Here is a 24,497-nt window from a genome sequence, read left to right as displayed (position 1 = left end):
CCGCTGCCTTGATCGACCGTCTTGTACATCACGCTCATATCGTAGCTTTCACAGGAGAGAGCTATCGCCTTCGGCATGCTCTTTCCCACCGTTAAAATTATGAAAATTTAGCCTGGCAAGGCTATGCACAAAATGGTTTCCGAACTCTGCATTTTTTGCTTGCCAAATACAACTGTATCCTCACGCGAAAGATCCATTGATTTTTAGTGAACATACAATCAACGAAATGAATCAGACCTTATTTAAGGATTGCCTATGCTACGGGAATGGCATTCTCTTATATAAGAAATTTAAGATTAGTAAAATACATTGTAAGGAGATAAACAAGATCAGGTTATTCGAGAAACAGGTAGGAATATATACAACGTACTTCCTTTCTTTCTGTTTATCGCAAAAGGAGATAACCTTTTCGTTTCCTGGCAGAAGCTTAATGTTTGATGATATTCACCAACTAAAAAGGTTAGTACAAACGATCCAGTGTGATCATCCTCATATTCTTGTGAGTAATAAATGAAGGGGTAAGGAGGTTCTATGTTGAATAAGGAGTCACTCATTGCAAGAGGGGACGACGATCAGCTCGCAGAAGTGAATCGATTGTTGGCCGCTGTTACAGGAAAACATAACCTGCATAAGAAAGACCGCTCCTTTCGTCACCCTTTGGACAATCTGATGCTGGACAAGAGGATTTTCGGGGATTTTCCCTGAACGAGACCATACAATACCTGACAGTAAGGGTATAGATCTGTCTTATGCACGTTTCGATTATTCTGCAAGCTTGAACACCTCAACATTTACAAATTGTTGCTTTGACGGGGTCAAGCTGAATAGCAGATATGTAACTCATACATTCAGCCACTGTTCTTTCCGAGGAGCAAAGCTGAATAATGCTAGGATCAGCAAGCAATGTAACGATTGTGATTTTACAGGCTGCAATTTAAGTAAAGCTATAGTGAACTATGTATCGTTCATACGCGCCGTTTTTCCAACGCCAATTTTGGCGGCGAAATATTGTTGCCGGTTTGAGGAATGCAGCTTTGATGGGGCTTTTTTCATGACGGTTCGTTAGCTGGAAGTCGCTTTACGGGAAAGACTGGCTTGCTCCCTGTTTGGGATACGATACTGGACGGCCTCAAAATTAACGTCGGAAAGACTGAAGCCCCTGAGACACAAGCGCTCAGAGGGCTTCAATCCTCCATCCGAATAACGGTCAGCACCGGCAACGATGGAAAATTCTATGCAAGTCTCTCTGACCAGAGTTAGAAAATCCTTCAACCACTTTTTTATGAAAAAATGACCGTCCGACCCGTTACAGTGAACCCTACCATAAGTGACGGTGAAAAATTGGTGTGTTGGGAGGGACCAGAAAACTGTTGAAGTAGTGAAGGAAGGTGCCTGAGATATATGTTTATCCCTCTAGAGATGGATCTAGGGGGATTTTTGTACGACCAAATACGACAATATTTCCTAAATTTATGGTGTGATTTTGGTAAGTTAGAAGGATTCTTGCTTCACTTTTTCTTTATCATTCGCTATTTACTCGTCCTATGTTCGCTATAATAAGCAATTATTGATGATCTGTTTCAGCATTACCTAGATCTCTCGAAGGGAGATCACTGAACTGTATACCTAGTATGTAGGATCTCCACTAGGTGGCTCGAATAACTTTTACAGAGGAAGAGAACTCTTCCGAACCTTATAAGAGACTCATTTTATGTTCTCATACACATATTAAAGTGAGGAACACAGTAGTTTCGAGAATATAACACTAAAGTTTACCCATACTATTTATCCAATTTGAACTTTTAAACTCGGGTCTGTTTCAACCTCAGAAACAATCTTATTATAGGACTCAATAAGCTTCACAACAGTTACCCGTCGTTTGGACGTTTGAAAACCGCTTACTTCATAGAGGTTGGTAGCAATAAACTGCTCCGCTTCCAAAATGTCAATCCGCCCCTCAAGTTCATGTATGCCAGCCAGAGACTCTGCACCTGGCATACTGCTATGGGTCGTAACGATAATTGGCCGCGCTCCCGATTCCAGATTCCGCTTGCATTTCTCCATTAGCGATTCACTAGGTGCAGTTGTCACATGAAAAACTACCTCATTAATTATAAAATCTCCATTCCTGCCACTCATCGCATCTGATACGGAGAACCCATGATGTTCAATTGCTCCTTCCGGCAGAACTAACGTGAGTTTTGCTCCAACGAGATGTTGCAATACAGCACCCGCATACATTGTCCCTGGATTTTCCTTTTGTCTTTTGTAAGCCTGAGCTAGCAGATCACGTACAATTGCCCGCAGAGATTTAGCTGTATCGTATCTCAAGATAAACGGCTGGGCAGTAAAAAAATCATGAACTCTTTCTATCCACCATTTTTCGATCATTTCCATATCATCTAAGTTATCATCATGGAGACTGTTGAGGAAATGGACGTATTTTTGCATGTTCCCCAAACTGCCACGACTCGTCCGCCCCCCCTCTTCAGCAAGTGTTCTAAGAATACCGTAATCGGCCAAGATTGCCTGGACAGCTGCTTTACCAAGGCCTTGCACCTGCCCTTTGCTATCGGTAACAAGATCAGACGGGTTTAATGGTAACCCCATGACTCTTGCCTGACGCGTCATAAACAAGATAGCAGCCAGCTTCCCTTTAGAAGTGATTTTGTTTTCCGTTCGAAATTCTGCTAGCCTATTTCGTAATTCAACCGACATAGCGATCCTCCGTATTTGCCGTTTTCAAATGCTCTGTATAAGCTGTTGCAAGAGGTGCAAGTAGTTGTTTAGCTAAAAAGTGTGCCACAGGGACCGCTACGGCATCTCCCATCGCCCTGTACCCATCATTGTATGTACCAGGAAGTTCATACGTATCAGGTGCTCCCATAAGTCGTGCCGTTTCACGGATTGTCAACAGCCTCGTTTTCAATACCCCGTCCTTCTTTAATACAAGAAATTGACGGCTGCTCCCTCCTTCAGGCGTACGAAGGCAACCAGCGATGCCATCAAACCGGAGCTCCAGTACTTGTCTTCCATTTCGAGTTCTTTTGTACCCAGCTGCTACTATTACATCTTCTTGCATCAGCCTTTCCATATGTCTATCTGGGATAAGCTTGAGCGTCTGGTGGGTGGTCTCTTCATCATGACAAGGAGCATCCCATTCCAATATATCAATTAGATCTTGCTGTCTAGAAGCTGGCTCAGGCAGATTCCACCATACCCAGTTTTCAAGGTCTTTAGCCGCTCGTACTACCGCTGATGGGTGAAGCCAAATTGGCCCGTCTGCAATAAGGTGTGAAGGAATAACAAGATCCTCTCGAACCGCAATCACAAAAACGCGCGGACGAGATTGAGGTACCCAACGTGCGGCATCTAAGATTACCGCTCCCACTTTAAATCCTCTTTCACGAAGTGCTTCATGCAATACACGATAGTACCCACCATTCTTTGTAGATACCAGTCCGGCAACATTTTCGGCTACAAGTATCGGGGGTTTGTCGATCATTTCATCAAAAATTCGTAACCATTCCCACACCAGGCCACTGCGCTGAGCATGGATGCCTCCCGTTAAACCTGCAAGAGAAAGATCTTGGCAAGGGAAACTCGCCCACGAAAGGTGTGTAGCAGGTAGCAAATTCCCTTGAACAGAACAGATGTCTGCTATGTGGAGTTGTCCAAAACCGTGATTCGAAACATATACCGAAGCCTTTTTCGTACATATATCATTCGCCCATTTAGTATAGAAGTAATCCTTCAACGCATATGCGACAAGGCCACTACCTGCAAAGAACTCAAGGAAAGAGAAGTTTTGCAATTGGTTACGCTTATTTTTATTTTGTGGCATAACAAAACCTCCCATAGATAGAACTACAAGGGAAACGAATGTTCCTCTATACATATTCTATCATAAGATTCAGGGAGGCTGTAGAGAGTATCAAGATTATATAATTCTTGTCTTTTTTAATTTTTCACTTCGTACTCAAGCATTGCCAGAAAAGTGTCTAAATCTGGGCCAGATCTTGCTGCAGTAATTTGTTTTTCTTTAAGAAACCTCTATTTGCCGAAAAAAATTTCCTGAATAGGAGATGAAACCTTCTCATACAATTGTATGAGTTGGTCTACACTATATTCTTGACAGACACTACCAAGTTAACAGATAACCATCTTGTTTCTTCTCAAATTTTTGGGGAAGAGTAAATGCGGCTCTCTCTTGTGTATTTTAATAAGGTATTACTTTATCTAAATTTCTACTAGTTTATCAATATCAGGCTTAATAAAATCATCCATTAATATCGCTTCAATCAGGTTAGTTCCTTTTGCTACTTTATCATTTCCACCTAGTTGTATATACTTTTTGTATACATAATCCGTACACAACTGAATGTTTTCTTCAGTAAGTTGACCTATATTTATTTTGCTCAACTGTTCAGGTGTAATACTTGTAGAACCTACTAGTTTGGCTGCACAAACATACATTACATAAAATGAAATATCGGATTGTACACTCACCGAATACAAACCTGAATTACTAATCGAACTTTTTACTTTTTTTCCCATCACAGCAGCATTATAATAGCTATCTAGAAATTTATTATTAAGATACAGATGGTTATATGTATCTTCATCATTTAATAATGTTGAAGGTCTCGCTCTGGCATAATTTGGTTTCTTTAACAGAATTGACATTAGACACTGAGCAAGAAACTGGATACTTATAATTTTATCCTTTGGTTTTCCTTCATTTTTATAGAAGTTTTTTCTTCTATCATAAAATAAATCTTTTGTTTTCAAGTAGCTCTCTATCTCTCTATGAATGCTATCTGTTCCTCTCAAAATTGCTTTAGGAATTGCTGTTTGGCTATTAGTAGCTAAGATAATATTGTCTCTAGAAGCTTCATTATTAGGAACTATTATCCTTATTAAAATTTTCCTATTCTCTTCTAGTCCTTCTTTTTCTTTGGATATAAAGTAGTTGAATATCTCAGTAGATGTTTGTAATCCATTAACAATTTCAGGGTTTTTTATCTCAAACACCTTTGTAGACTTCTGATCAATTTTACTTGCTAGCATCGTTATTCCATTATTTAGCCACCAGAAATCTTCTCCGGAAATACTTTGGCTTAGAGTTTCTGCAATTTCTTTGTTGACGGTTGTATTCCCTTGATAATCTCGAACATTAGCCTCGAAAATATGTTTTATTAATTTATCATTCTCATTAGTTATAAAGTCAAAATATTGCTTTAAATTTGCTAATACTATATATTCTTTTTCTTCTTGTACAATTATGGGAGTTTCAGAGACATGCAAAACAAAATCCGTTTTCGAAGGTGCATCATATAATGCAAGGATTTTCTGAGCATCAATATAATCTACACTAATAGTAGTATTTGGGCTAGGGTATAATGTCTTTAATTTAGCCATCATCTCATCAGCTTGTTGTTGTACATTAATATGTACCTCATTACCAATACTTGTGTAAAAAAACTTAAAATTTACTTTGGGGGATTTTGTAATTAAGCTTAAAAATGTATGATGAAATCTCTCGAAAAATTCCAACACATCACTACTGTATCTTTTTGAAAAATCATTATTCTGGAATGATTCAAGTGAAAAAAGATTATCAACAATACTTTTCCAATTACTAAAAGCACTTTCTCTAAAAGATGTCTCAAATTTTGATTGAATGATATACACATCGAGTGTTGGGTTCTTTTTTATATTCGCTAGAGGCGTATCGTCCATAATTAACTCCTCATTTACAAACAAATAAAGTCCATCACATCCTCCATCGTTCCCACTTCCTACTATTCCTTTTTCTAATTCTTCGTCACTTAAATCATATGGCTTTAATATCAAGCTAGCTGAAAAGAATTCAAAATAGTCATGCAACATTGCATTTAATTGAGCATCATTTCGAACACAAATTATTTCATTTTCTATCAAGCTCTCTTCAAAGCTTTTTTTTATAAGTTGTTTTGCAATCAACTGAGAATTGTCCATTTTCTTTGACATAGCTATAAGCACCACCTAAATACATAGATATAAGTGTTGTTTCGACATTATCAACTAAAAACCTCCAAAAAGCTACCTTTCTTTCACAAACTCAATTTTATTTTTATTCTCCTATCCACTTTTTAATATTTAGATAATATGTTCCTGTCGATTTCTCTGATATCCCTCACTTATGATACGGTTCCCCCCGCCCAATCCGAAAAGCCCGATAAATCTGCTCCACCAACACCAGCCTCATCAACTGATGCGGAAATGTCATCTTCGAAAACGAAAGCTGCACATCCGCCCGCTTCAGCACCTGATCCGACAGCCCAAGCGACCCGCCGATCACAAACGCCACCTGGCTGCGACCATGCAGCGCCAGCTTGTCCAACTCCGCCGACAGCTTCTCCGACGACCACATCTGCCCCTCGATCGCCAACGCAATCACATACTGATCCTGCTTGATCTGCGCCAGGATCCGCTCTCCCTCCTTGCGCTTCACTTGCTCCATCTCGGCCTGGCTCATCTCTTCCGGCGCTTTTTCATCATTAACCTCTACGATCTGCAGCTTGCAATACGCAGACAGCCGCTTGCTGTATTCGTCGATGCCCTCGCGCAAGTACTTCTCCTTCAACTTCCCCACGGTGATGATAGTAATCTGCACGTCGCCTACATTCCCTTCTCCCGCAATAGCGCAATCTGTCCCGGCTTGCCGCATACCCGGCAACGCTTGTCCAGTTCCTTCCCATCCGCATCCGCACCAGCCGCCGCTTCTACCGATTCTGCACGATATGTATTTGGTGCTACTTCGAACTCATTTACATAGTCGTCCAATTCATCTTCCACATGCTCCATGCATGCGAAGCGTACAGGAAATTCCGCAAGAAGCTCCACTTCTTTTCCATCGATCTTGATTGCCTGCATGTTTTCTGCCATCTCCTTAACTCCCTTTCCTAGATAATCCGTTCTCTCCAGCATCGCTCTATATTCTACCCCAGAACAGCGAGAAAACAAATGCCCGCTCCGAGCTAAGCCTTTCACAGCAAAAAAAAATGAGCACCGAAGAATGACGGTGCTCCAAGGATACATCTATGGTTCATAGATAAAGGGGAACTGCGGTATATGCAAACGGGACAGATGTCCCGGAATGCAACGTAAGTTGGTATTCCTTACTGCTGCGGATTTTTGGTCAGCTTGACGGTGGCTGTCTTCTTGAAGCCATCTCGGTAGAATGTAATCTCGACCGTATCGCCAGGCTTTTTGTTCAAGGTTAGGATTTTGCGCAATTGAGCGCCGTTGGCAATATCCTTGTTGTCCATTTTGACGATGACGTCGTATTGTCTCAGACCCGCTTCACCAGCCGGCGAGAATTTGCCGACCTCATTGCGGATCACGACACCAGCCGCGACATCGTCAGGCAGATTCAAGGTTTCCTTCCAATTATAACGAGGTACATTGGTCAGGTCGTATGGTGTGACGCCCAGATAAGCGCGCTCCAGTTTGCCCTTCTCCACCAGCTCGTTGACGATTTTTTTCACGTCGTTGATCGGCAGGGCAAAACCAAGACCCTCAATACCGGATTTGGAGATTTTCAATGTATTGATTCCGATGACTTGACCTTGGATATTGATCAGGGCACCGCCGCTGTTGCCAGGGTTGATCGCTGCGTCTGTCTGCAGAACGTCCAGCTCCCAGTCATCCTGTCCATCTCCATCCAGGTCCATCGGCATGGAGCGTTCCAGTGAACTGATGATTCCTTGCGTTACCGTACGGGAGAACTTCATCCCGAGCGGATTCCCAATCGCGATAGCTGGCTCTCCTACCCGCAAGGTGGACGAGTCGCCCAGCTCTGCTACCGTAAGTACTTTGGAGCCGTCGATTTCCAACACAGCCAGGTCATTGAATATATCGTAACCCAGCACCTTGGCCTCCACTTTGTCACCGCTTGGCAGTGCCACTTCCAGTTTTTGCGCCTGGTCGATCACGTGGTAGTTGGTAATAATTCTAGCTTTGCCGTCTTTCTTCTGAAAAATAACACCCGAGCCTTGCCCTTGCTCGACATCTTCTGTCGAATTGAACCAATTCGTACGGGCGCGACCGATATTGATAATACCGACGACTGCATTTTCAGCTTTCTCTACTGCTTTGACTGTACCCGTCTCTACCGATACCGATACAGGCTGGGCAAATAAATTGGCGGCCGGATTACTCATCACATTGGTCGAACTGGGCTCGACCATCTTGATGTATCCCGAGTTTGACAGTGTTGGCAGCATCAGCAGGACAACCATTCCCCCAATCACTGCCGATGTGATGGACGTCATGATCAAGCGTCCAACACCTGGAACACGCTGCTTTCGTTTTTCTACATGTCTCAGATCATCGTAAAAGCCCATGAATCCATTCTCCTTCCTCTATGATTAGGGTAACTGGTTTTGATGTGCTCTATACTTGTCAGGGGTGCCTTCAACCTCCTTGCCTCCCTTTGTTACCCAAAGTATACGCCGATTTTTTGGCAAAATCGCGTGAGAAATATGGAAAGGTTGTGGAATATCAAAAGCTCCCGGCATAAATCGCCGAGAGCCCGGATATGATAGATTAAAAGGCTTGTTCGCCGCCTGCCAAACGGCCGATAGAAAGGGTTGATAGATGTGAAAGAAGTTCACTTGTACGCAAAACTTGCCGACATGCAAGAGGTAGACTACCACAATACACTGGTGCTGCACGCCTTGACGGAAGTGCTGATCGAAAAAGGCTTTTTCACGAAGGACGAGCTGTCCCGCAAAATGGTGGAGCTCGACTCTCAATTGACCTTTCAGATCGAGACCTATACCCGCATCTCCGACAGGCTGCTCAACGGCGTCAATCAGGAGAAGTCTCTTTCGCTGGATTAATCGTTGCTACAACACTTCCAGCTTGGTCGGGCGATCCGGATAGGTATCGCGCAGATGTACGTCGTCGCCTACAGTCAGGCCTTGTTCTTCCAGAATATTTTTGACTGTCAGACGCGCCAGGTCGATCATATTGTTCTCTTTGCTCAAATGCGCGAGGTAGACCCGCTCCGCTCCGCCACGTAGACACTCTGTCAGCGCTTCGCCTGCCGATTCGTTGGACAGATGGCCGACATCGCTTAAAATCCGCCGTTTGATGCTCCATGGATACTGCGACATTCGCAGCAGTTCCACATCGTGGTTGGACTCAAAAATATAGGCGTCCGCACCGCGAATCGTCTCCTTGATCTTCTCGCTCACATACCCCAGATCCGTAGCCACGCTCAGCTTTTTGTTTCCCTGGTAAAAACAAAATCCCATCGGCTCCGCCGCATCGTGGGAGATGCCGAACGACTCGATCCCCAGATCCTCCAGCTCCCGCTTTTCGCCAACGGCAAAAAGCTTTCGCTGCTCCTCCTTGATCGTGCCGATCTGGCCGTCCAGTTCATTCCACGTCTTCGCGTTGGCGTAGATCGGCAGACCGTAGCGGCGAGCCATCACCCCGACGCCCTTGATATGATCCACATGCTCATGCGTGACCAGGATCGCAGTCAGCTCTTCCGGCTTGACCCCGATCGTCTGCAAAGCAGCTTCTGCCTGCTTTCCTGTTATCCCTACATCAATCAATACGGAGACGCGATCCGTCGCTACGTAGATCGCGTTGCCAGTACTTCCACTGGCTAACACACTAAATTTCACCCATCATCCCTCTTCCCGAAGCATTCCCTCGCTGTCTGTATGATCGAAAAACCCTCATTCTGTCACCAACTGCCGCTCTACAGCACCTGTAAAAGCATTGACGAAATGCAGCCTTCCGTCGTGAATCACACGCCATACCGGTGCGAGCGACTGAATATCCGCATCATAAGAGCCGTAATAGCCCAAGCTCACACTCTCGATCCGTTCTCCCGGACCGATGATCTGCTTTTCCACCAGCGAACGAATCGCCTTGTACCCCGAAATCACCTGTCTGGCGCCTTCCTCTTCGCGAAGCTGGAAATACGTCTGTCTGTATCCACTGATCCCACCCGTATCGAGGCTGACTTCCAGCGGAGCGACGAAGACAGGCATTTTCTCATACGTCTGCCAGTACAACAGCCTGCTTTGATTCGATTGGTACAGATCTGCCGTATACTGCTCCGCGTACATCAACAGCGGTCCGAGCTGGCGCAAAAGCTCATTCGGGACAATTTGTCCGTGAATTTGGATCGGCGGAATCAGCTCTGCGGACAAAGCCATCTTTTCCATCGTCGCCTTGACCCCTGGCAGCTCCTTCATATGAAACGGGTTGATTCCCAGATATTCGGCCTGCAATTTGGTCATTTCCGGCGTTTCCTGCGGGACCTCCGTCGCCAAGGTGATGTTCTGCTGGTTCAGGTACATCTCCATCTCACCCTTGTCCGTACGGGTCAGCTCCTGGTCGCTCCATCCGCTGATCCGCGTCACATAGACCTGATAGCCGAGAAAGAGGTCCAATAGCAAAAATGCCCAGATCAGGATTGTTTTGGTTTTACTCCAATCCAATAGACCCGCCTCCTCCTTCGGTGGATCGCGCAGGGATGTAAAGGGTAGGCTGATTCGGCACTTCCACTACCCATGTCGGAATCAGATCGATGGTGTCCTCTGCTACGAGCGTCTGATAGGCCAGATACGCGTTGGTGATTTCGTCCGTATTGGCCAGATTTCGCTCCCGAATGAGATTGTACAGCTCCGGTCCCGACATGACCTTCCAATCCTTGTGAGCGACATACGAATCCAAGTCCAGCAGGGAACGGTTCATCGTGACGACCTGCCCCGCTTCTGAAGTAATCTCAATCGTATCGACAGGCTTGTCTCCCTTGCTGACCAGCGGGTAGGCGCCGATATACTGGCGAAACGTCATGACGTCCTTGTCGTTGTAGCTCTTCCTGAACCTCTCGAAATAGTAGTCGTCCAGCCAGCCGAGATGCTTGTTTACGAAGTTGACCGCCCCCTGCAGCTTTTCCGTATCGGAGAGCTGCACGGCCCGCTGCTGATAGGCTGGATCGGTAAAGGTCATTGCCATTTGCTCAGACCTCACCTGAATCGAACGGCTTCCGTCTGTGTAGATCATGGTCTTGTCCCGTTCCATGATCTGCCTGACCAAGGAAGGGTCGAGAAAGTAAGCCTCGATGACCCTCTCCACGGAGACAGGCTCATAGCTGTAGCTGAATTGATGCATCCGAATCTGATGCTTCGGCAAGTAGTACATGTGCCAGTAAGTCTGCCCTTTCTCCGCAGGCGAGGCATAGGTATACCTTTTCGGGATGACGACCTTCATGATCTGTTCCGGCATCTGATTGCCGTTCGCCAGATATGAATCACGCAGATCCTTCGGGCTGATCGATGTGCGGGAGCGTACGATCTTTTCCTCTTCACCCGAGAAAAAAAGGGCATAGACCAAGTCCTCTTCCGGTTCATGGTAAAGCCAGATGCGATCGATTCCCTTCAAAGGAATGTTGTAGTCCTCCCGAAATGTCACCAGCCGCCCGACTGCCGCGAGCGGAATGCTGCTTCTGAAGCGAACCTCAAGCCCCAACTTTTCCCGGGCAATTTCCTGCCATTTATCCTCTGTCATGGTAAATGGAGAAAAATCGAGGAAAATCCATCTTGGCATTTCGCGCATGATCATGCTGAATTGCCCGTCTGTTGCCACTGCCTTGGTGTGCCGATCCTGCCCGTAGTGAAAAACAACAGCAGACGGTGTGATGATTTTCTCCAGTTGTTTTTCAAATACAGGCTTGGATTCTGTATACTTCGCCGGCTCGATCATCTGAAAATTGGGTTGATTGATCCAAATTGCCGCCGTCAGACAAAAGCTGGCGACCACAAGCAGGCAGAGAATGACGGTTTTTGCTGGTTCCAACCACCGCTTCATCCTGCACTCCCCCCTCGAAATGACGGAACCCAGAACGTAACAGTCGTTCCTACATTCCACTCGCTGGCGATCTCGATGTCAGCGCCATGCGCCTGCACCAGTTCCCTGGCGATGGCAAGCCCCAGGCCTGTCCCACCCTGACCGCGCGAGCGCGCTTTGTCTACACGGTAAAATCTTTCAAAAATTCGCTTGAGATCGCGGCTCGGAATCCCGATTCCGGTATCCGTGATCGAGATTTGGACCCGCTCCTGCCGTCGCAGATGCTGCGCATGCACGACGACACGGCCGCTTTGAGGCGTATACTTGATCGCATTGGACAGCAGGTTGTCCAAAACCTGATTAATCGCGTCGGGGTCGATATAGACGGATGGCAAAGCCTCCGGAATCTCCAGATCGAGCGCGACCTCCTGCTGCTCGCCGAACATGGAGAACCGATCGACCGCATAGCGCAGCATCTGATTCATGTCCACTTCCTTGCAGTGGAGGCGCACTCCTTGCGAATCAAAGCGGGACAGCTGCAGCAAGTCGTTGACCAGGCGTATCATCCGCTCCGTCTCTGACATCGTGACGCGCAAAAAGCGGTTGGACAGCTCCTTTTCCTCTACGGCTCCATCCAGCAACGCTTCCACGTAGCTTTTGATCGTGGTCAGGGGTGTGCGCAGCTCATGCGAGACATTGGCGACGAACTCCCTGCGCTGATGCTCCATTTGCTGCTGCTCCGTCACGTCCGCGACGACCGCAATGATGCCGCCCCGCTTGCCGCTATCATGCTGCAGCGGAGTAAAGGTGACACGCAAAATTACTTCTTCACGGTTGGGCAGCAGCATTTCGATGAAGAGCGGCTCCGTTTGCCGATGCAGAGGCATCTCGTCCTCGGGAGGCAAACCAAGCAGCTCGGGCAACGTCCGTCTTTTGCTGATCAGGTTCTCCATTTTGACTTGCAGCATCTCTTCGGCTGCTCGATTCATGAGAATAATCTGCCCATCCCGGCTGGTCGCGATCACGCCGTCGGACATGTTGCTCAGGATGCCCGCCAGCTTCTCCCGCTCCTCTTCCTGCAGCGAGATGGCTTCCTGCAGACGGCGGGTCATATGATTGAACGCCATCCCCAACTGCCCGATCTCATCCGTACCGTAGATGCGCACATGGCTGTTGAAGTCCCCGTCTGCTACCGATCTAGCCTGGCGGGTCATTTCCTTGACCGGTTTGGTAATCGTTTTTGCCAGCACAAATCCCAGCCCGGCCGTGATCAGCAAAGCGATCATCGTCCCAGATGCGAGGATCCCGTTCATTTTGCGGATCGTATTGTATGTGCCTTCCATCGAAGCGACCATATACACGGCTCCGTAGACGATCTGGTCCCCTTTGATCGGGAGAACCAGAACCTTCACGCGGGCTCCTGTTCGCGGGTCGATCCGCATGGACTCACTCCGCGTCCCGAGCAAGGCCACAGTCACTTCCGGCTGTGAGGTCCGCTGCCCGATGATGCTGCGATCTTCTGTGGTGCTGAGCACGGTGCCTGTCTGGTCGATCACTTGTACATTGGCTCCGTTGATCTTGACCAGATTGTTGATCAGGTTGTCGATATCCAGCCTCATCTGCTCTACGCTTTCTTCCTTGGATTCCCGCGTGCGCAGATCCCCTTCCAGAAGACTGGCCAAAAGACTTGCCTGCGCATTCAATGCCTCGGAAAAGTTGTTGATGTAGTAGCTCTCTACTTCCCTGGCAAAGTAAGCCCCAATAAATTGCATGGCCAAAAGGATCAACAGCATGTAGATCACGACGATTTTCCACTGGATCGTCTTGAAGAGCCGCCTCATCCAGGCGTTCCTCCTGTTCCCGGATTGCGCATGCTATAGCCCAAACCGCGCCGGGTAATGATATATTTCGGCTGGCTCGGATCGTCCTCTATTTTTTCTCGCAGTCGGCGGATCGTCACGTCCACCGTGCGCACATCGCCAAAATAGTCAAACCCCCAGACAGACTGGAGCAAGTGCTCACGCGTCAGGACCTGCCCTTGATGACGGGCCAGATAAACCAGCAGCTCGAACTCGCGATGAGTCAGCTCCTGCTCAAGCGGCTCTCCCGTCTTTTCGACCGTATAGGAATGCAAATCAATATCGAGATCATGAATACGCAGAAGATGGCTTTCCTGCGCTTCCGACTTTGGTTTGTTGCGGCGCAAATGCGCTTTTACCCGCGCCACCAATTCGCGCGAGCTAAACGGCTTGGTGACGTAATCATCCGCGCCTAGCTCCAGACCCAGCACCTTGTCCAATTCGGAGTCTTTCGCCGTCAGCATGATGATGGGAACATCATGCGCTTTGCGTACAGCCCTGCATACTTCCATCCCATCGCGTCCAGGAAGCATGACGTCGAGCAAAATCAAATCAGGTCGTTCCTGCTGGACGGCGACCAGCGCTTCTTCCCCGTCGTATGCGCAGACCACCTGATACCCTTCCCGTTCAAACGTAAATTTCAGAATATCTGCAATCGGTTTTTCATCGTCCACTACCAGGAGTTTTGCCATGACTGCTGCCTCCTCTCTCCAAACACATTCTACTTTTCGTCCCTGTATTCCTCTCCATTATACTATGCCAATCCTTTCCCCGAACGCAAAAAGGAGCACTCCATCGAGTACTCCTTGATTTTCCAGTTTGAAATTGCCTTAATTGAGGAAACGCATCGGGTTTTGGACTCGTCCATTTTGTATAACCTCAAAATGCAGGTGAACCCCGGTGGAGTTCCCAGTGGAGCCCTTCACACCAATTTTCTTGCCTTTCTGTACGACATCGCCAACCTTTACGTTAATCGTGCTAAGGTGGCCGTACAGAGTCTGCATGCCGTTTCCGTGGTCAATGATGATCGCTTTTCCATAACCGCCATCCCAGCCCGCAAACTTGACGCGGCCATTGTCAGCTGCCATTACGGAGCCTGCACCAGCGATGTCGATTCCTTTATGCAGTTTTCCCCAGCGCGTGCCGAAGCCGCTGCTGATATACCCTTGTGCTGGCCAAGCCAGACGGCCTGTCCCGCGCGAAGGAATAACCTTCGTGCCACGCTCGATTACCTTGATCACAGGTTCATCCAATACTTCCTGCTTCAGGATCTTGCGCTCGACGACTTGTCCATTTTCCTTGATGATTTCATATTCGACTTGTTTTGTACCGTTTTTGCCTTCCTGGACGACCTTGGTCTCGCCCTTCGGCAGCGTTTCGTTGTTGTTATATTGCGTATTGTAAGGAATTTCTTCTTTTTGCGTCACATTTTCCTTCACTTGTACGGTCACCAATGGGCGGATCGCCGTCACATTGATTTGCTGGCCGAGCTTGAGAACCGTATTTTCCGTCAGGCCCGGGTTGTTGTCGTAAATATCCTTCGACGTAATGTTGTATTGTTTCGCGATACAACCGACGCAATCACCTTCAACGACAGTATGTATCAATTCTTTATATGTTCCTTTGACCAGCAGATCCTCGAGCTTGTCCTCCGTCAAAACCTGGGCGGATGGCACTGCTTCTGACTGCAGCTCCACCTTTTCCTTGAACGCCACTTCCTTGACTGGACTCGCATCCGTCGCAGCTAGCGAGGCGGCAGCCACCGTGCTCTTTTTATCCGCTGCGGCTGTCAGGGTAGAGATTTTTTGTGCCGGAATTCCAGAGTACTTTTCTTTTACTTTATCCAGTACTTCATTGGCTGCATCCAGATCGGCTGCATAACCGACCACTTTTCCATCGATTACGAGTTTGACTGCATCAACCTTGAAATCTGCGATGGCAGATAATTCTTTCAATGCAGACTCATCGTCGTATTCACCCTTGAACAAACGTTCTTCCCGGAAGCTGATCGAGTCGGAGAGCATGAATGTGTAGCCGCTCTTGGCCTTCTCCTCTTCCAGCTTGCTTGCTGTCCATTTGTTGATGACGTCCGGACTGCTGACGACGCCGATCTCTTTTCCGTTCACAATCACATGGTAAATCGAGTTGATATTGCTTTTGTAATAATATTGTGCAGATGCACCCGTGGCAACTGTCAGTACGAATACGGATGCTACGGTAATCACTTGCTTCTTATGCGTGGTCATGTAAGTGCTTGTATGTTTCATCGTGCGTTTCGCCATTTCACTACATTTGCGAACGACCTGCTTCGACCGTTCCTGCAGTTCGGCCTTCCAATTGGCCCATTGCATAACTTGTCCCTCCTGAAAACAGATACAGCAGCATTCTCACCGTCTATTTCCTGAAAATTTGAAATTGACCAAATAGGTCTACCATACCAAATGTTGGTTTCCATTTATCTGCCAAAATGCCTAATGAAACCAACTATGTCGACTTTACCACAAAAATATTGCGATCAGCAAGTGTAAAATGCCGTCGAATAAAAAAGACAAGAATGAGTCATGATATGTTCATGAAATTGGGGAATTTTATGTGTGGAATGGAGTTGACTTTTGTGAAAGAACAAAATATTTTGGCTGGTTTCTCCAGCGAGGATGCCGCGGTTCAGGCCAAAAAGGCATTGAATACGGCTGGTTTTACAATCGTCCAAATCGATCATATCGGGCAATTCCCAGGCGATGGCGTCGATCATGTCCTCAATCCCATCACGGGACAGATCCCCTCTCTCGGAAGCTTGACTCTAGCTGGCGATTTCTCCAGCCGTGACGCCAGTGTATTGGCCGCGGCAGACCCGGATGCGAGCGGCATGGCTGATCGCGGCGATGAATTCAATACGCCGTTTTTGCTGACTGCTGTCGTACCCGCTGATCGCAATGCGGAAGCAACGGAGATTATTCGTTCCTTTGGCGGAATGGTGTAAAAAAATGACAGCCACCTTCTCCACAAAAGGGAGAGGTGGCTCAACTTTTCTTGGCCATGGAGCTGTCACACCTCAGACATAGACGTCACGTCTTTTAGCGCCAGCCGGCGGATCGTGGTCTTTTCATCATCCCGTTGCTTGTATGTGGTAATGAAGCAGAGGTATCCCTTGTTATAATGAGTCATGGTCCCTTTGATGACGCAGCCATTCACCATTTTCACCTGTACATTTTTGCCCAACAGCTTCATGGCCTTCTGGTCGAATCCCATCATCATCATCTGTGATCACCTCTCCATTTCCTGCCTTTGCTTTTACCATATGCCCAGAAGGTGCGGAATCGTGTCTGTCCTGCTTAAAAAAATGTGAAGAAACCTATGTTCCCGCAAAAATATGAAAAACGGGCAGGAGCCGCTTTCGTCTCCCTGCCCGTTCGATTGTTGTCATCTGTTAAGCTTGATTTGTGATCTCTTCCCCTTTTTCATCGACACCCAAGGCGTTGCGAGCCATCGTCATATACTCCTCCAAACCGGACTTCAGCGCAAAGTCTGCGAGGAGTACGGGAGATGCGGACATCCGCTCGATGATATGCTCTTGCATACGCGGCCATACACGGCCTCCTGCCTTCTCATATCGTTTGAGCAGCTCTGCCAGGCCCGATTCCCCAAATATCAGGCAATAAGCAGTAAAATCAGTAGCAGGATCGGCTACCTCTGCTTCCGTCCAATCCAAAAGCCCGGTTACTCTCCCATCAGGTATGACCAGGGTGAAGATCGCCATGTACGAGAACCGAGTGACGGGGCCAGCATGTATCATCTGCCAGCCAGGATTGCCAGCGTTCCCAAAGCGCTCGAGACACGCCAAAAATCCGCTTGATCTCCTCCATTTTCACCGCTAGTGCTCTGCGGACTTCCGCTGGTTGGTGGACCCGAATACCAGCATGGCGCACCGCTTCATGATCAATGGCGTGGAGTGCGACCATTGCCTCCGCCAGAGATTGAATGAATTGTTCAGGAATCGATTGCGGTTCCAGGTACCATTCATAAACTTTGGCTTCATGATTGATGGTCCCGATCGGAACCCCATCCAAGAGTCGGTAGGCGATCAATTCTGGCGTGTGAACCTGCCAATTCGGTACTGCCACAGGCAATCGGTCGATGATCAGATCTAACACTTTTTTCTCATAAGCAGCCGATTCCACGACATCGGGTCGACGGGGAGACCTCATGACCCAGGATGCGCCATCAGTCGAGCGTGCAAATACGGCAAGGAAATCCAAGCCTGATTCGTTGCTCTTCACGCTAAGCGGTTCCACTTCAATTCCGTGTTTTTTTGCAAGCGAAACAATCTCTTTTATTTTCGTGTTCATGTTTTTGGACATAAAAAATACACCTCATTCATTCGTTTCGTTCATGATTCAACCACAACACAAAGAAACCCAAGCCATTACTTGATTTAAAAATGGCTGAGCTTTCGCGGGGTAAAATCGAAATTAACGAAGCCGCATGAATGCGATGCCTCTCATCACAAAAACCTCCAATGCTGAAAATCCCATTCAGTATATCACATGCACCAACATAGAGCGACCCCGCCAAATGCATGACGGGGTCGCTATTTCGGTTATATCACATTCATTAGCCCCAGATGCCGCGAACAACGACGGTTTGTTCACGATCCGGACCAACGGAGAAAATCGACATCGGAATACCGGTCAATTGGGTAATGCGCTCGATGTAGTGACGCGCGTTTTCCGGCAAATCATTCAGATTGCGGATTCCCGTAATATCCTCGGACCAGCCTGGCAGTTCTTCGTAAACCGGCTCGCATTTTGCCAGCAGGTTCAGGTTGGCTGGGAAAGACTCGATGATCTCGCCGTTGTACTTGTACGCAGTGCAAATGCGCAGTGTGTCAATGCCAGTCAGAGTATCCAGCTTGGTAATCGCCAGGCCAGTGATTCCGCTGACGCGACGCGCATGGCGAACGACTACGCTGTCAAACCAGCCCACACGGCGCGGACGGCCTGTAGTCGTACCGTACTCAGCCCCGACTTCGCGGATGTGATCGCCTGTGGCATCGCTCAGTTCAGTCAGGAACGGTCCGTCCCCCACACGTGTGGTATATGCTTTCGCTACACCAATTACCTGGTTGATTTTGGTCGGTCCAACACCAGAACCAATCGTTACGCCGCCTGCTATCGGATTGGAGGAAGTAACGTACGGATAGGTTCCTTGGTCGATATCCAGCAGCACGCCTTGCGCGCCTTCAAACAGAACGCGGTTGCCATTGTCAATCGAATCGTTCAAGACTACAGACGTATCTGTCACATAAGGGCGAAGGATCTCCGCGTAGCCCAGGTATTCGTCCATAACCTCTTTCAGATCAAAGCCGGTTGTATTGTAAAGCTTCTCCAGCAAGAGGTTTTTCTCTGCCAGGTTGCGCTCCAGTTTGCGTGCAAATTCTTCGGGATCCATCAGATCCGCGATGCGAATACCGATACGTGCCGCTTTGTCCATGTACGCTGGACCAATTCCCTTGCGTGTCGTGCCGATTTTGTTGGCTCCACGGCTATCCTCTTCTACCCCATCCAGTTTGATGTGATATGGAAGAATCAGGTGAGCGCGGTCGCTAATGCGCAAGTTTTTCGTACTAAAACCAAAGCTGTGGATGTACTCCAGCTCTTTTACCAGCGCTTTCGGGTCAATGACCATGCCATTGCCGATAACACAAATTTTGTCTGTATAAAAAATTCCGGATGGAATCAAGTGCAGTTTGTATTTGTTCCCATCAAAAATAATGGTGTGACCCGCATTGTTACCACCTTGGTAACGAGCCACTACCTCTGCGCTCTCCGCCAAATAATCCGTGATCTTGCCTTTACCTTCATCGCCCCACTGGGTTCCGACGACAACGACAGTTGACATCGAAAAACACCTCCTGATATCATCATTTCCTTTTGGGCCTGAAACAATCTAAGTGTACTAAACCAATTCTTGTATGTCAATGAAAATACGAACATTCGGATGGTAAATACAGTATATGTTCGTCTATTTTGTAAAATGAAAAAAAGAAAAAAGCCGGATATTCTCCGACTTTTTTACTGACCCGCTGCATCGCGGAAACGATTGTCCAAGCTGACGAATTTATTGTATTCCTTCAAAAACGCCAGCTCTACTGTACCTGTAGGGCCGTTACGCTGTTTGGCGATGATGACCTCGATGACGTTTTTGTTCTCCGTCTCTTTGTCGTAGTAGTCATCCCTGTAGAGGAAGGCCACAATATCCGCGTCCTGCTCGATCGAACCTGATTCACGAATATCCGACATCATCGGCCGCTTGTCCTGCCGCTGCTCTACACCACGGCTCAACTGGGAGAGTGCGATCACAGGGACATTCAGTTCACGCGCGATTCCTTTCAGGGTACGGGAGATTTCCGATACCTCCTGCTGACGGTTGTCGCCTTTGCCCCGACCGTGGATCAGCTGCAGGTAATCGATCAGGATCATGCCCAGGCCCTTCTCCGCTTGCAGGCGGCGGCATTTGGCGCGAATGTCCATCACGGTCACCCCTGGCGTATCGTCGATGTAGATCGGCGCTTTCGCCAACGTCCCGATCGCCATCGTCAGCTTCTGCCAATCGTCTTCCTCCAGCCAACCAGAGCGCATTCTCGAGGCGTCCAGATTTCCTTCGGCGCAAATCATCCGCTGTACGAGCTGGGAAGCACCCATCTCCAGGGAAAAGATCGCCACCGTCTCTCCGGCGCGGGCGGCGACGTTTTGCGCTACGTTCAGCGCAAAGGCCGTCTTCCCTACGGATGGACGGGCGGCGAGAATAATCAGGTCGCTTCGTTGAAAACCTGATGTCATCTTGTCCAAATCCGTGTAACCGGAAGGAATGCCGGTCACATCACCACGTCGCTGACTCAAAAATTCAATGCGTTCATAGGTTTCCAGAAGCACGTCGCGAATGGGTGTAAAGCCGCCGCTGTTGCGGTTGCGGCCGATCTCCATGATGTACTTCTCGGCATCGGCGATGATTTCGCTTACCTCATCCTCACGCGAATAGCCATCATTGGCGATCTTTGTAGCTGTATGAATCAATCGCCTGAGCAGCGATTTTTCTTCCACGATTTTGGCGTAGTACTCGATGTTGGCTGCTGTCGGAACCGAACTGGCGATCTCCGTCAAATAGGTGACCCCGCCTACCTCCTCCAGCAGCTTGTGGTCCTGCAGCTCAGCGGTCACCGTCACCAGGTCGACCGGCTCTCCCTTTTCATACAGATCCACCATCGTTTGAAAGATGCGCTGATGCGCAGTCTTGTAAAAATCCTCCGGTCGGAGGATTTCTATGGCGGTGATGAGAGCTTCCTTGGATAAGAAGACGGCACCCAGTACAGACTGTTCGGCTTCCTTGTTCTGCGGCGGCACACGATCTAAAAACAGGTCGCTCACGTCTTACCTCCCACATCTTTCATCCCATTTTATTCTTCGACTACATGTACTTTCAGCGTCGCTGTCACTTCATTGTGCAGCTTCACTTTAATTTGCGTTACGCCTAAGGAGCGGATCGCATCCATCTCCAGCTTGCGTTTATCGACTTTGATCTTGAACTGCTCTTCCAGCGCCTGGGCTACCTGTTTGCTCGAAATGGCTCCGAACAGGCGTCCGCCTTCTCCGGCTTTCCCTTTTACCTTTACAGTCAGCTCATTCAGTTTCTCACCCAGCGCCTGAGCATCGAGTTTTTCCTGCTCTTTGCGTTTCTCCTCGCTGCGCTTTTGGGCATCCAGCGTTTTTACGTTGCTTTCGGTCGCTTCCTTCACCAAGCCTTTTGGGAGCAGGAAGTTGCGTACATATCCTTCAGAGAGATCCTTGACTTCTCCTTTTTTTCCTTGGCCTTTTACATCTTGAAGAAAAATGACTTTCATCATCGTTTCCCCCTTTTCATTTTGGCCCTATACTACCAGATCAATTGCTTCCTTCAGCCGCACGACAGCATCCTTCAGGGAAATGCCCTCGATCTGGGTAGCGGCCCCTGTCAAATGACCGCCTCCGCCGAGATGTTCCATGATGGATTGGACATTGATGTCTCCCAGGGAGCGTCCGCTGATCAGGACCGTACCATCAGCCCGTTTGGCTACGACAAAGGATGCTTGAATGCCCGACAAGGTCAGCAATTGTTCGGCTGCCTGGGCCACTTGTACCTGTGTATACTCTTCAGATGAATCGCCGATTGCGATCGCCATGCTGTCCCGATACGTTTCGGTATTCATGATGATTCGCGCCCGCTTCACGTATTGATTCAAATCTTCTTTCAACAAACGCTGTACGGCAGCCGTGTCTGCACCATTGCGGCGCAAGAACGACGCGGCTTCAAATGTCCGCGACCCTGTACGGAAAGCAAAGCTTTTCGTATCCACCACGATCCCTGCAAGCAAGGCTGTCGCAATCAGGCTGTCGATGTTGAGCCGCTCGCTTTGATACTGCAACAGCTCAGTGACCAGCTCAGCCGTAGACGACGCGTACGGCTCCAGATACAGCAGCACGGGCTCGATAAATTCTTCGGAACGGCGATGGTGGTCGATTACCACCACGCGGCTGGTCTCGCCCAACAGCCTTGGCTCAATCACCAGTGACGGACGATGGGTATCGACGACGACGAGCAACGTGCGTCCCGTTACCAGACGAATCGCCTGCTCCGGCGTAATGAACGATTCCGCCAATTCCTCGTTGGCGTAGATCTCCCGCATCAATCGCTCGACTGAGTGATTGCCTTCGTCCATAACGATATAAGCTTGCTTGTTATGCACCTGTACTGCCTTGAGGACACCTAAAGAAGCCCCCACGGAATCCATATCCGGCTGCTTGTGTCCCATTACGATCACATGCTCAGCCTCATGGATCAGGTCACGCAAGGCATGAGCAATGACACGCGCGCGTACACGAGTCCGCTTTTCTACAGCATTTGACTTGCCGCCGTAGAAAGTAAGCTTGTTGCCGATCTTCACAGCGGCCTGGTCTCCGCCACGTCCGAGGGCAATATCCAAGCTCGACTGGGCCATCTGTCCCAATTCGGTATACGTAGTGGCAGCCGCCCCGACCCCGATGCTGAGCGTGATCGGAATTTTGTTGTCGGCTGTCATCTCCCGCACGACATCCAAAATATCAAAGCGCGTCTCTTCCAGCTTATCCAGCGTTTCGCGTTCCATCAGCGCCAGGAATTTGTCCGATGAGATGCGGCGCAGGTAGATGCGATGCTTGTTGGCCCAATCTGTAATCACGCCAGCCACGCTAGTGGACAGCAGCGTGCGGCTTTGTTCATCCATCACTTGCCCAATCTCATCCAAATTGTCCAGATGGATGATGGCAAGAGCTGCACGCTCCCGATGGTAACGGTTGGTCAGCTCCTTGTGCTCGGTAATGTCCCTGAAATAAAGAAGATGTTCCTCGGAACGAATTAATACTTCATAGACCCGTTCGTTATAGGTGAATTCGATCCTTTTTTGCTCTGGTTTCCAGTTTAGTTGGGGGAATACCTCCGTAAGACTTTTTCCGATCGGCAATTCATCACCGGACATTTCAGTCATATACGGATTTACCCACTCAATTGCCTTTTCCTCGTTGTATAGAAGAATCCCGATCGGCAATTCGGATATGACACCTTCTCCAGCCTTTTTTACCCGGTGCGTGACCGTGGCCAGATAGAGACGAAGGTCCCTTTGAAATCCTTTTTCGGCTTGAACGGCATAAATCACCAGGCCAATCAAGCACACAATGCCGATCGCCCCATACATCCAGTGATGCAGGGACAAGATTCCCAACAACAGAAAGCTAAAGCTAAGTGCCAGGACCATATGCATCCCGTACCAACGCTTTAACAGGAATTTGGGCATTTCCTCAGCCCCTCTTCACTCTTGTTTCCAGCTTGTCTCGCAAACGTATTCCCAAATCAAAGATGCCTATTAGACTCAGTATAGTGCTTAAGAACGGAAAAATAAATAGAGAGACAATAAGCACCGGAGTCATTTTCTTCCATCCGTACAAGTCTGCCGCAAAGAGACAAAAGCTTAGTCCCTGCAAAAAGAAGACGATATCCAGGATCATTTTGACGTTGTACAATGCGCTCTCCCAAAATGTTCCTTTCAAATTCACGCTAAAAACCAGGATGCCGATCATCGCGATAAAATAGTAGTACAACAAGGATCTCGGAAAATTCCATTGCCGGATGGGCATCAATGCCGGTACCGGCCTTTTCAGGCGTTTCCCGATCAAACGTCCCAATCCATGCGTTACCATGCTTTGCGCAAAGCTGGAGGTGACAAATACCCCGGGCAAAATCATCATAAATAGTTCTGTGTACGCTTTGTATTGCTCCACAGGCATGATTTCGGGACGGAATTGTTCGGCTTGCTTTAAGATATCTTGGAAGTTAATTTTCATGACAAATATCAAGATCACAAGCATAAGCACGTACCCCAAAAAAACAACGGCAGCCCCTGCTATGATGGCAGGAAGGGCCTTTCCTTTTTTGGAATACATGATCCCCATGACAGCGCCCAGTGCAGCGGAGATCAAAGCAATGACGGCAGAGGTAATATCCGCAATCAGGATACCCATTACAGTAAATGCCAGAGTGACCCAGACCATATTGGATATACTGCTGCGCTGGCCCAGGAGCAAAAATGGCAGCGGAATCAGAAAAACAGTAACCACTCCGAGTACGGTATATGTACTGAGAAACAAAAATACCAGCGCGAGCCCCAGCATCAGGGCGTTTTCTGCCAATTGCTTGGTTTTCGAAGGCATATCA

Annotated in this window: 23 protein-coding genes and 1 pseudogene; 5 read left to right on the top strand and 19 right to left on the bottom strand. The window is 48.2% G+C overall.

Annotation, left to right across the window (positions count from 1 at the left end; genetic code table 11):
• From EDM58_RS26040 to EDM58_RS26555, 3 genes are all read left to right on the top strand, one after another.
• On the top strand, positions 1–95 hold a 95-nt coding region (locus EDM58_RS26040; protein ID WP_221175421.1), incomplete at its 5' end, for an ATP-binding protein.
• A gap of 436 nt (positions 96–531) precedes the next feature.
• Positions 532–705, top strand: coding sequence for a hypothetical protein (locus tag EDM58_RS26240; protein WP_246000821.1), 174 nt, complete (start codon positions 532–534; stop codon positions 703–705).
• A 70-nt stretch (positions 706–775) separates the two neighbouring features.
• The gene (locus EDM58_RS26555) at positions 776–1,066 is read left to right on the top strand and encodes a pentapeptide repeat-containing protein (RefSeq protein ID WP_425455626.1); all 291 of its coding nucleotides are present in this window, start codon (positions 776–778) and stop codon (positions 1,064–1,066) included.
• Between the two features lie 719 nt (positions 1,067–1,785).
• On the opposite strand, the gene EDM58_RS17275 is transcribed toward EDM58_RS26555, so the two are convergent.
• From EDM58_RS17275 to EDM58_RS17250, 6 genes are all read right to left on the bottom strand, one after another.
• Positions 1,786–2,718: a DUF4928 family protein gene (locus EDM58_RS17275; RefSeq protein ID WP_122914425.1), complete on the bottom strand. Its 933-nt coding sequence runs from the start codon at positions 2,716–2,718 to the stop codon at positions 1,786–1,788.
• Complete coding sequence (locus tag EDM58_RS17270) at positions 2,708–3,844, bottom strand: DNA cytosine methyltransferase (protein WP_122914424.1); 1,137 nt, start codon at positions 3,842–3,844, stop codon at positions 2,708–2,710. Before EDM58_RS17270 ends, EDM58_RS17275 begins: the two co-directional genes overlap by 11 nt.
• A gap of 395 nt (positions 3,845–4,239) precedes the next feature.
• A complete protein-coding gene (locus EDM58_RS17265) occupies positions 4,240–6,012 on the bottom strand; it encodes an AIPR family protein (RefSeq protein WP_122914423.1) in 1,773 nt (590 codons plus the stop codon).
• A 166-nt stretch (positions 6,013–6,178) separates the two neighbouring features.
• Complete coding sequence (rlmH, locus tag EDM58_RS17260; protein ID WP_122914422.1) at positions 6,179–6,658, bottom strand: 23S rRNA (pseudouridine(1915)-N(3))-methyltransferase RlmH; 480 nt, start codon at positions 6,656–6,658, stop codon at positions 6,179–6,181.
• A 5-nt stretch (positions 6,659–6,663) separates the two neighbouring features.
• Positions 6,664–6,930: a CxxH/CxxC protein gene (locus EDM58_RS17255; RefSeq protein WP_122914421.1), complete on the bottom strand. Its 267-nt coding sequence runs from the start codon at positions 6,928–6,930 to the stop codon at positions 6,664–6,666.
• 233 nt (positions 6,931–7,163) lie between these two features.
• Complete coding sequence (locus EDM58_RS17250) at positions 7,164–8,390, bottom strand: S1C family serine protease (protein ID WP_122914420.1); 1,227 nt, start codon at positions 8,388–8,390, stop codon at positions 7,164–7,166.
• A gap of 255 nt (positions 8,391–8,645) precedes the next feature.
• Between EDM58_RS17250 and EDM58_RS17245 the strand changes: the two genes are divergently transcribed.
• A complete protein-coding gene (locus EDM58_RS17245; protein WP_122914419.1) occupies positions 8,646–8,888 on the top strand; it encodes a hypothetical protein in 243 nt (80 codons plus the stop codon).
• A gap of 6 nt (positions 8,889–8,894) precedes the next feature.
• On the opposite strand, the gene EDM58_RS17240 is transcribed toward EDM58_RS17245, so the two are convergent.
• The 6 genes from EDM58_RS17240 to EDM58_RS17215 all read right to left on the bottom strand — a co-directional run bounded on the left by EDM58_RS17240 (position 8,895) and on the right by EDM58_RS17215 (position 16,069).
• Positions 8,895–9,683: an MBL fold metallo-hydrolase gene (locus EDM58_RS17240; protein WP_023559092.1), complete on the bottom strand. Its 789-nt coding sequence runs from the start codon at positions 9,681–9,683 to the stop codon at positions 8,895–8,897.
• Between the two features lie 54 nt (positions 9,684–9,737).
• Positions 9,738–10,508, bottom strand: coding sequence for a two-component system regulatory protein YycI (locus tag EDM58_RS17235; protein WP_122914418.1), 771 nt, complete (start codon positions 10,506–10,508; stop codon positions 9,738–9,740).
• The gene (locus tag EDM58_RS17230; RefSeq protein WP_122914417.1) at positions 10,495–11,880 is read right to left on the bottom strand and encodes a YycH family regulatory protein; all 1,386 of its coding nucleotides are present in this window, start codon (positions 11,878–11,880) and stop codon (positions 10,495–10,497) included. Before EDM58_RS17230 ends, EDM58_RS17235 begins: the two co-directional genes overlap by 14 nt.
• Complete coding sequence (gene walK, locus EDM58_RS17225; RefSeq protein WP_122914416.1) at positions 11,877–13,700, bottom strand: cell wall metabolism sensor histidine kinase WalK; 1,824 nt, start codon at positions 13,698–13,700, stop codon at positions 11,877–11,879. The genes EDM58_RS17230 and walK overlap by 4 nt, the downstream gene beginning before the upstream one ends.
• Positions 13,697–14,410 carry a response regulator YycF gene (gene yycF, locus EDM58_RS17220; protein WP_122914415.1) on the bottom strand — a complete coding sequence of 238 codons (714 nt, stop codon included), beginning with the start codon at positions 14,408–14,410 and terminating at the stop codon, positions 13,697–13,699. Before yycF ends, walK begins: the two co-directional genes overlap by 4 nt.
• A 138-nt stretch (positions 14,411–14,548) precedes the next feature.
• Positions 14,549–16,069 carry a M23 family metallopeptidase gene (locus EDM58_RS17215; protein WP_122914414.1) on the bottom strand — a complete coding sequence of 507 codons (1,521 nt, stop codon included), beginning with the start codon at positions 16,067–16,069 and terminating at the stop codon, positions 14,549–14,551.
• Between the two features lie 263 nt (positions 16,070–16,332).
• Between EDM58_RS17215 and EDM58_RS17210 the strand changes: the two genes are divergently transcribed.
• Entirely contained in the window at positions 16,333–16,698 is a 366-nt protein-coding gene (locus tag EDM58_RS17210) for a hypothetical protein (protein ID WP_122914426.1), read from the top strand.
• A gap of 65 nt (positions 16,699–16,763) precedes the next feature.
• Here EDM58_RS17210 and EDM58_RS17205 read toward each other — a convergent pair whose 3' ends face one another.
• The 7 genes and pseudogenes from EDM58_RS17205 to EDM58_RS17175 all read right to left on the bottom strand — a co-directional run bounded on the left by EDM58_RS17205 (position 16,764) and on the right by EDM58_RS17175 (position 24,493).
• Positions 16,764–16,976: a hypothetical protein gene (locus tag EDM58_RS17205; protein WP_122914413.1), complete on the bottom strand. Its 213-nt coding sequence runs from the start codon at positions 16,974–16,976 to the stop codon at positions 16,764–16,766.
• Positions 16,977–17,145: 169 nt separating this feature from the next.
• A pseudogene (locus EDM58_RS17200) lies at positions 17,146–18,076 on the bottom strand (macrolide 2'-phosphotransferase).
• A gap of 253 nt (positions 18,077–18,329) precedes the next feature.
• The gene (locus tag EDM58_RS17195; protein WP_122914412.1) at positions 18,330–19,616 is read right to left on the bottom strand and encodes an adenylosuccinate synthase; all 1,287 of its coding nucleotides are present in this window, start codon (positions 19,614–19,616) and stop codon (positions 18,330–18,332) included.
• A gap of 173 nt (positions 19,617–19,789) precedes the next feature.
• The gene (gene dnaB, locus EDM58_RS17190) at positions 19,790–21,142 is read right to left on the bottom strand and encodes a replicative DNA helicase (RefSeq protein WP_023559081.1); all 1,353 of its coding nucleotides are present in this window, start codon (positions 21,140–21,142) and stop codon (positions 19,790–19,792) included.
• Between the two features lie 29 nt (positions 21,143–21,171).
• Positions 21,172–21,615: a 50S ribosomal protein L9 gene (gene rplI / locus EDM58_RS17185; protein ID WP_122914411.1), complete on the bottom strand. Its 444-nt coding sequence runs from the start codon at positions 21,613–21,615 to the stop codon at positions 21,172–21,174.
• Positions 21,616–21,642: 27 nt separating this feature from the next.
• Positions 21,643–23,580 (bottom strand): DHH family phosphoesterase, encoded by a 1,938-nt coding sequence (locus tag EDM58_RS17180; RefSeq protein ID WP_122914410.1) that lies wholly within the window; start codon positions 23,578–23,580, stop codon positions 21,643–21,645.
• A gap of 4 nt (positions 23,581–23,584) precedes the next feature.
• Entirely contained in the window at positions 23,585–24,493 is a 909-nt protein-coding gene (locus tag EDM58_RS17175) for a DUF2232 domain-containing protein (RefSeq protein WP_122914409.1), read from the bottom strand.
• Positions 24,494–24,497 lie beyond the last annotated feature (4 nt).

The organism is Brevibacillus panacihumi, from assembly GCF_003710985.1.
Lineage (GTDB): Bacteria > Bacillota > Bacilli > Brevibacillales > Brevibacillaceae > Brevibacillus > Brevibacillus panacihumi.
Note: the sequence above shows the minus strand (reverse complement) of the source record. Positions and strands in the feature narration are given on the sequence as shown.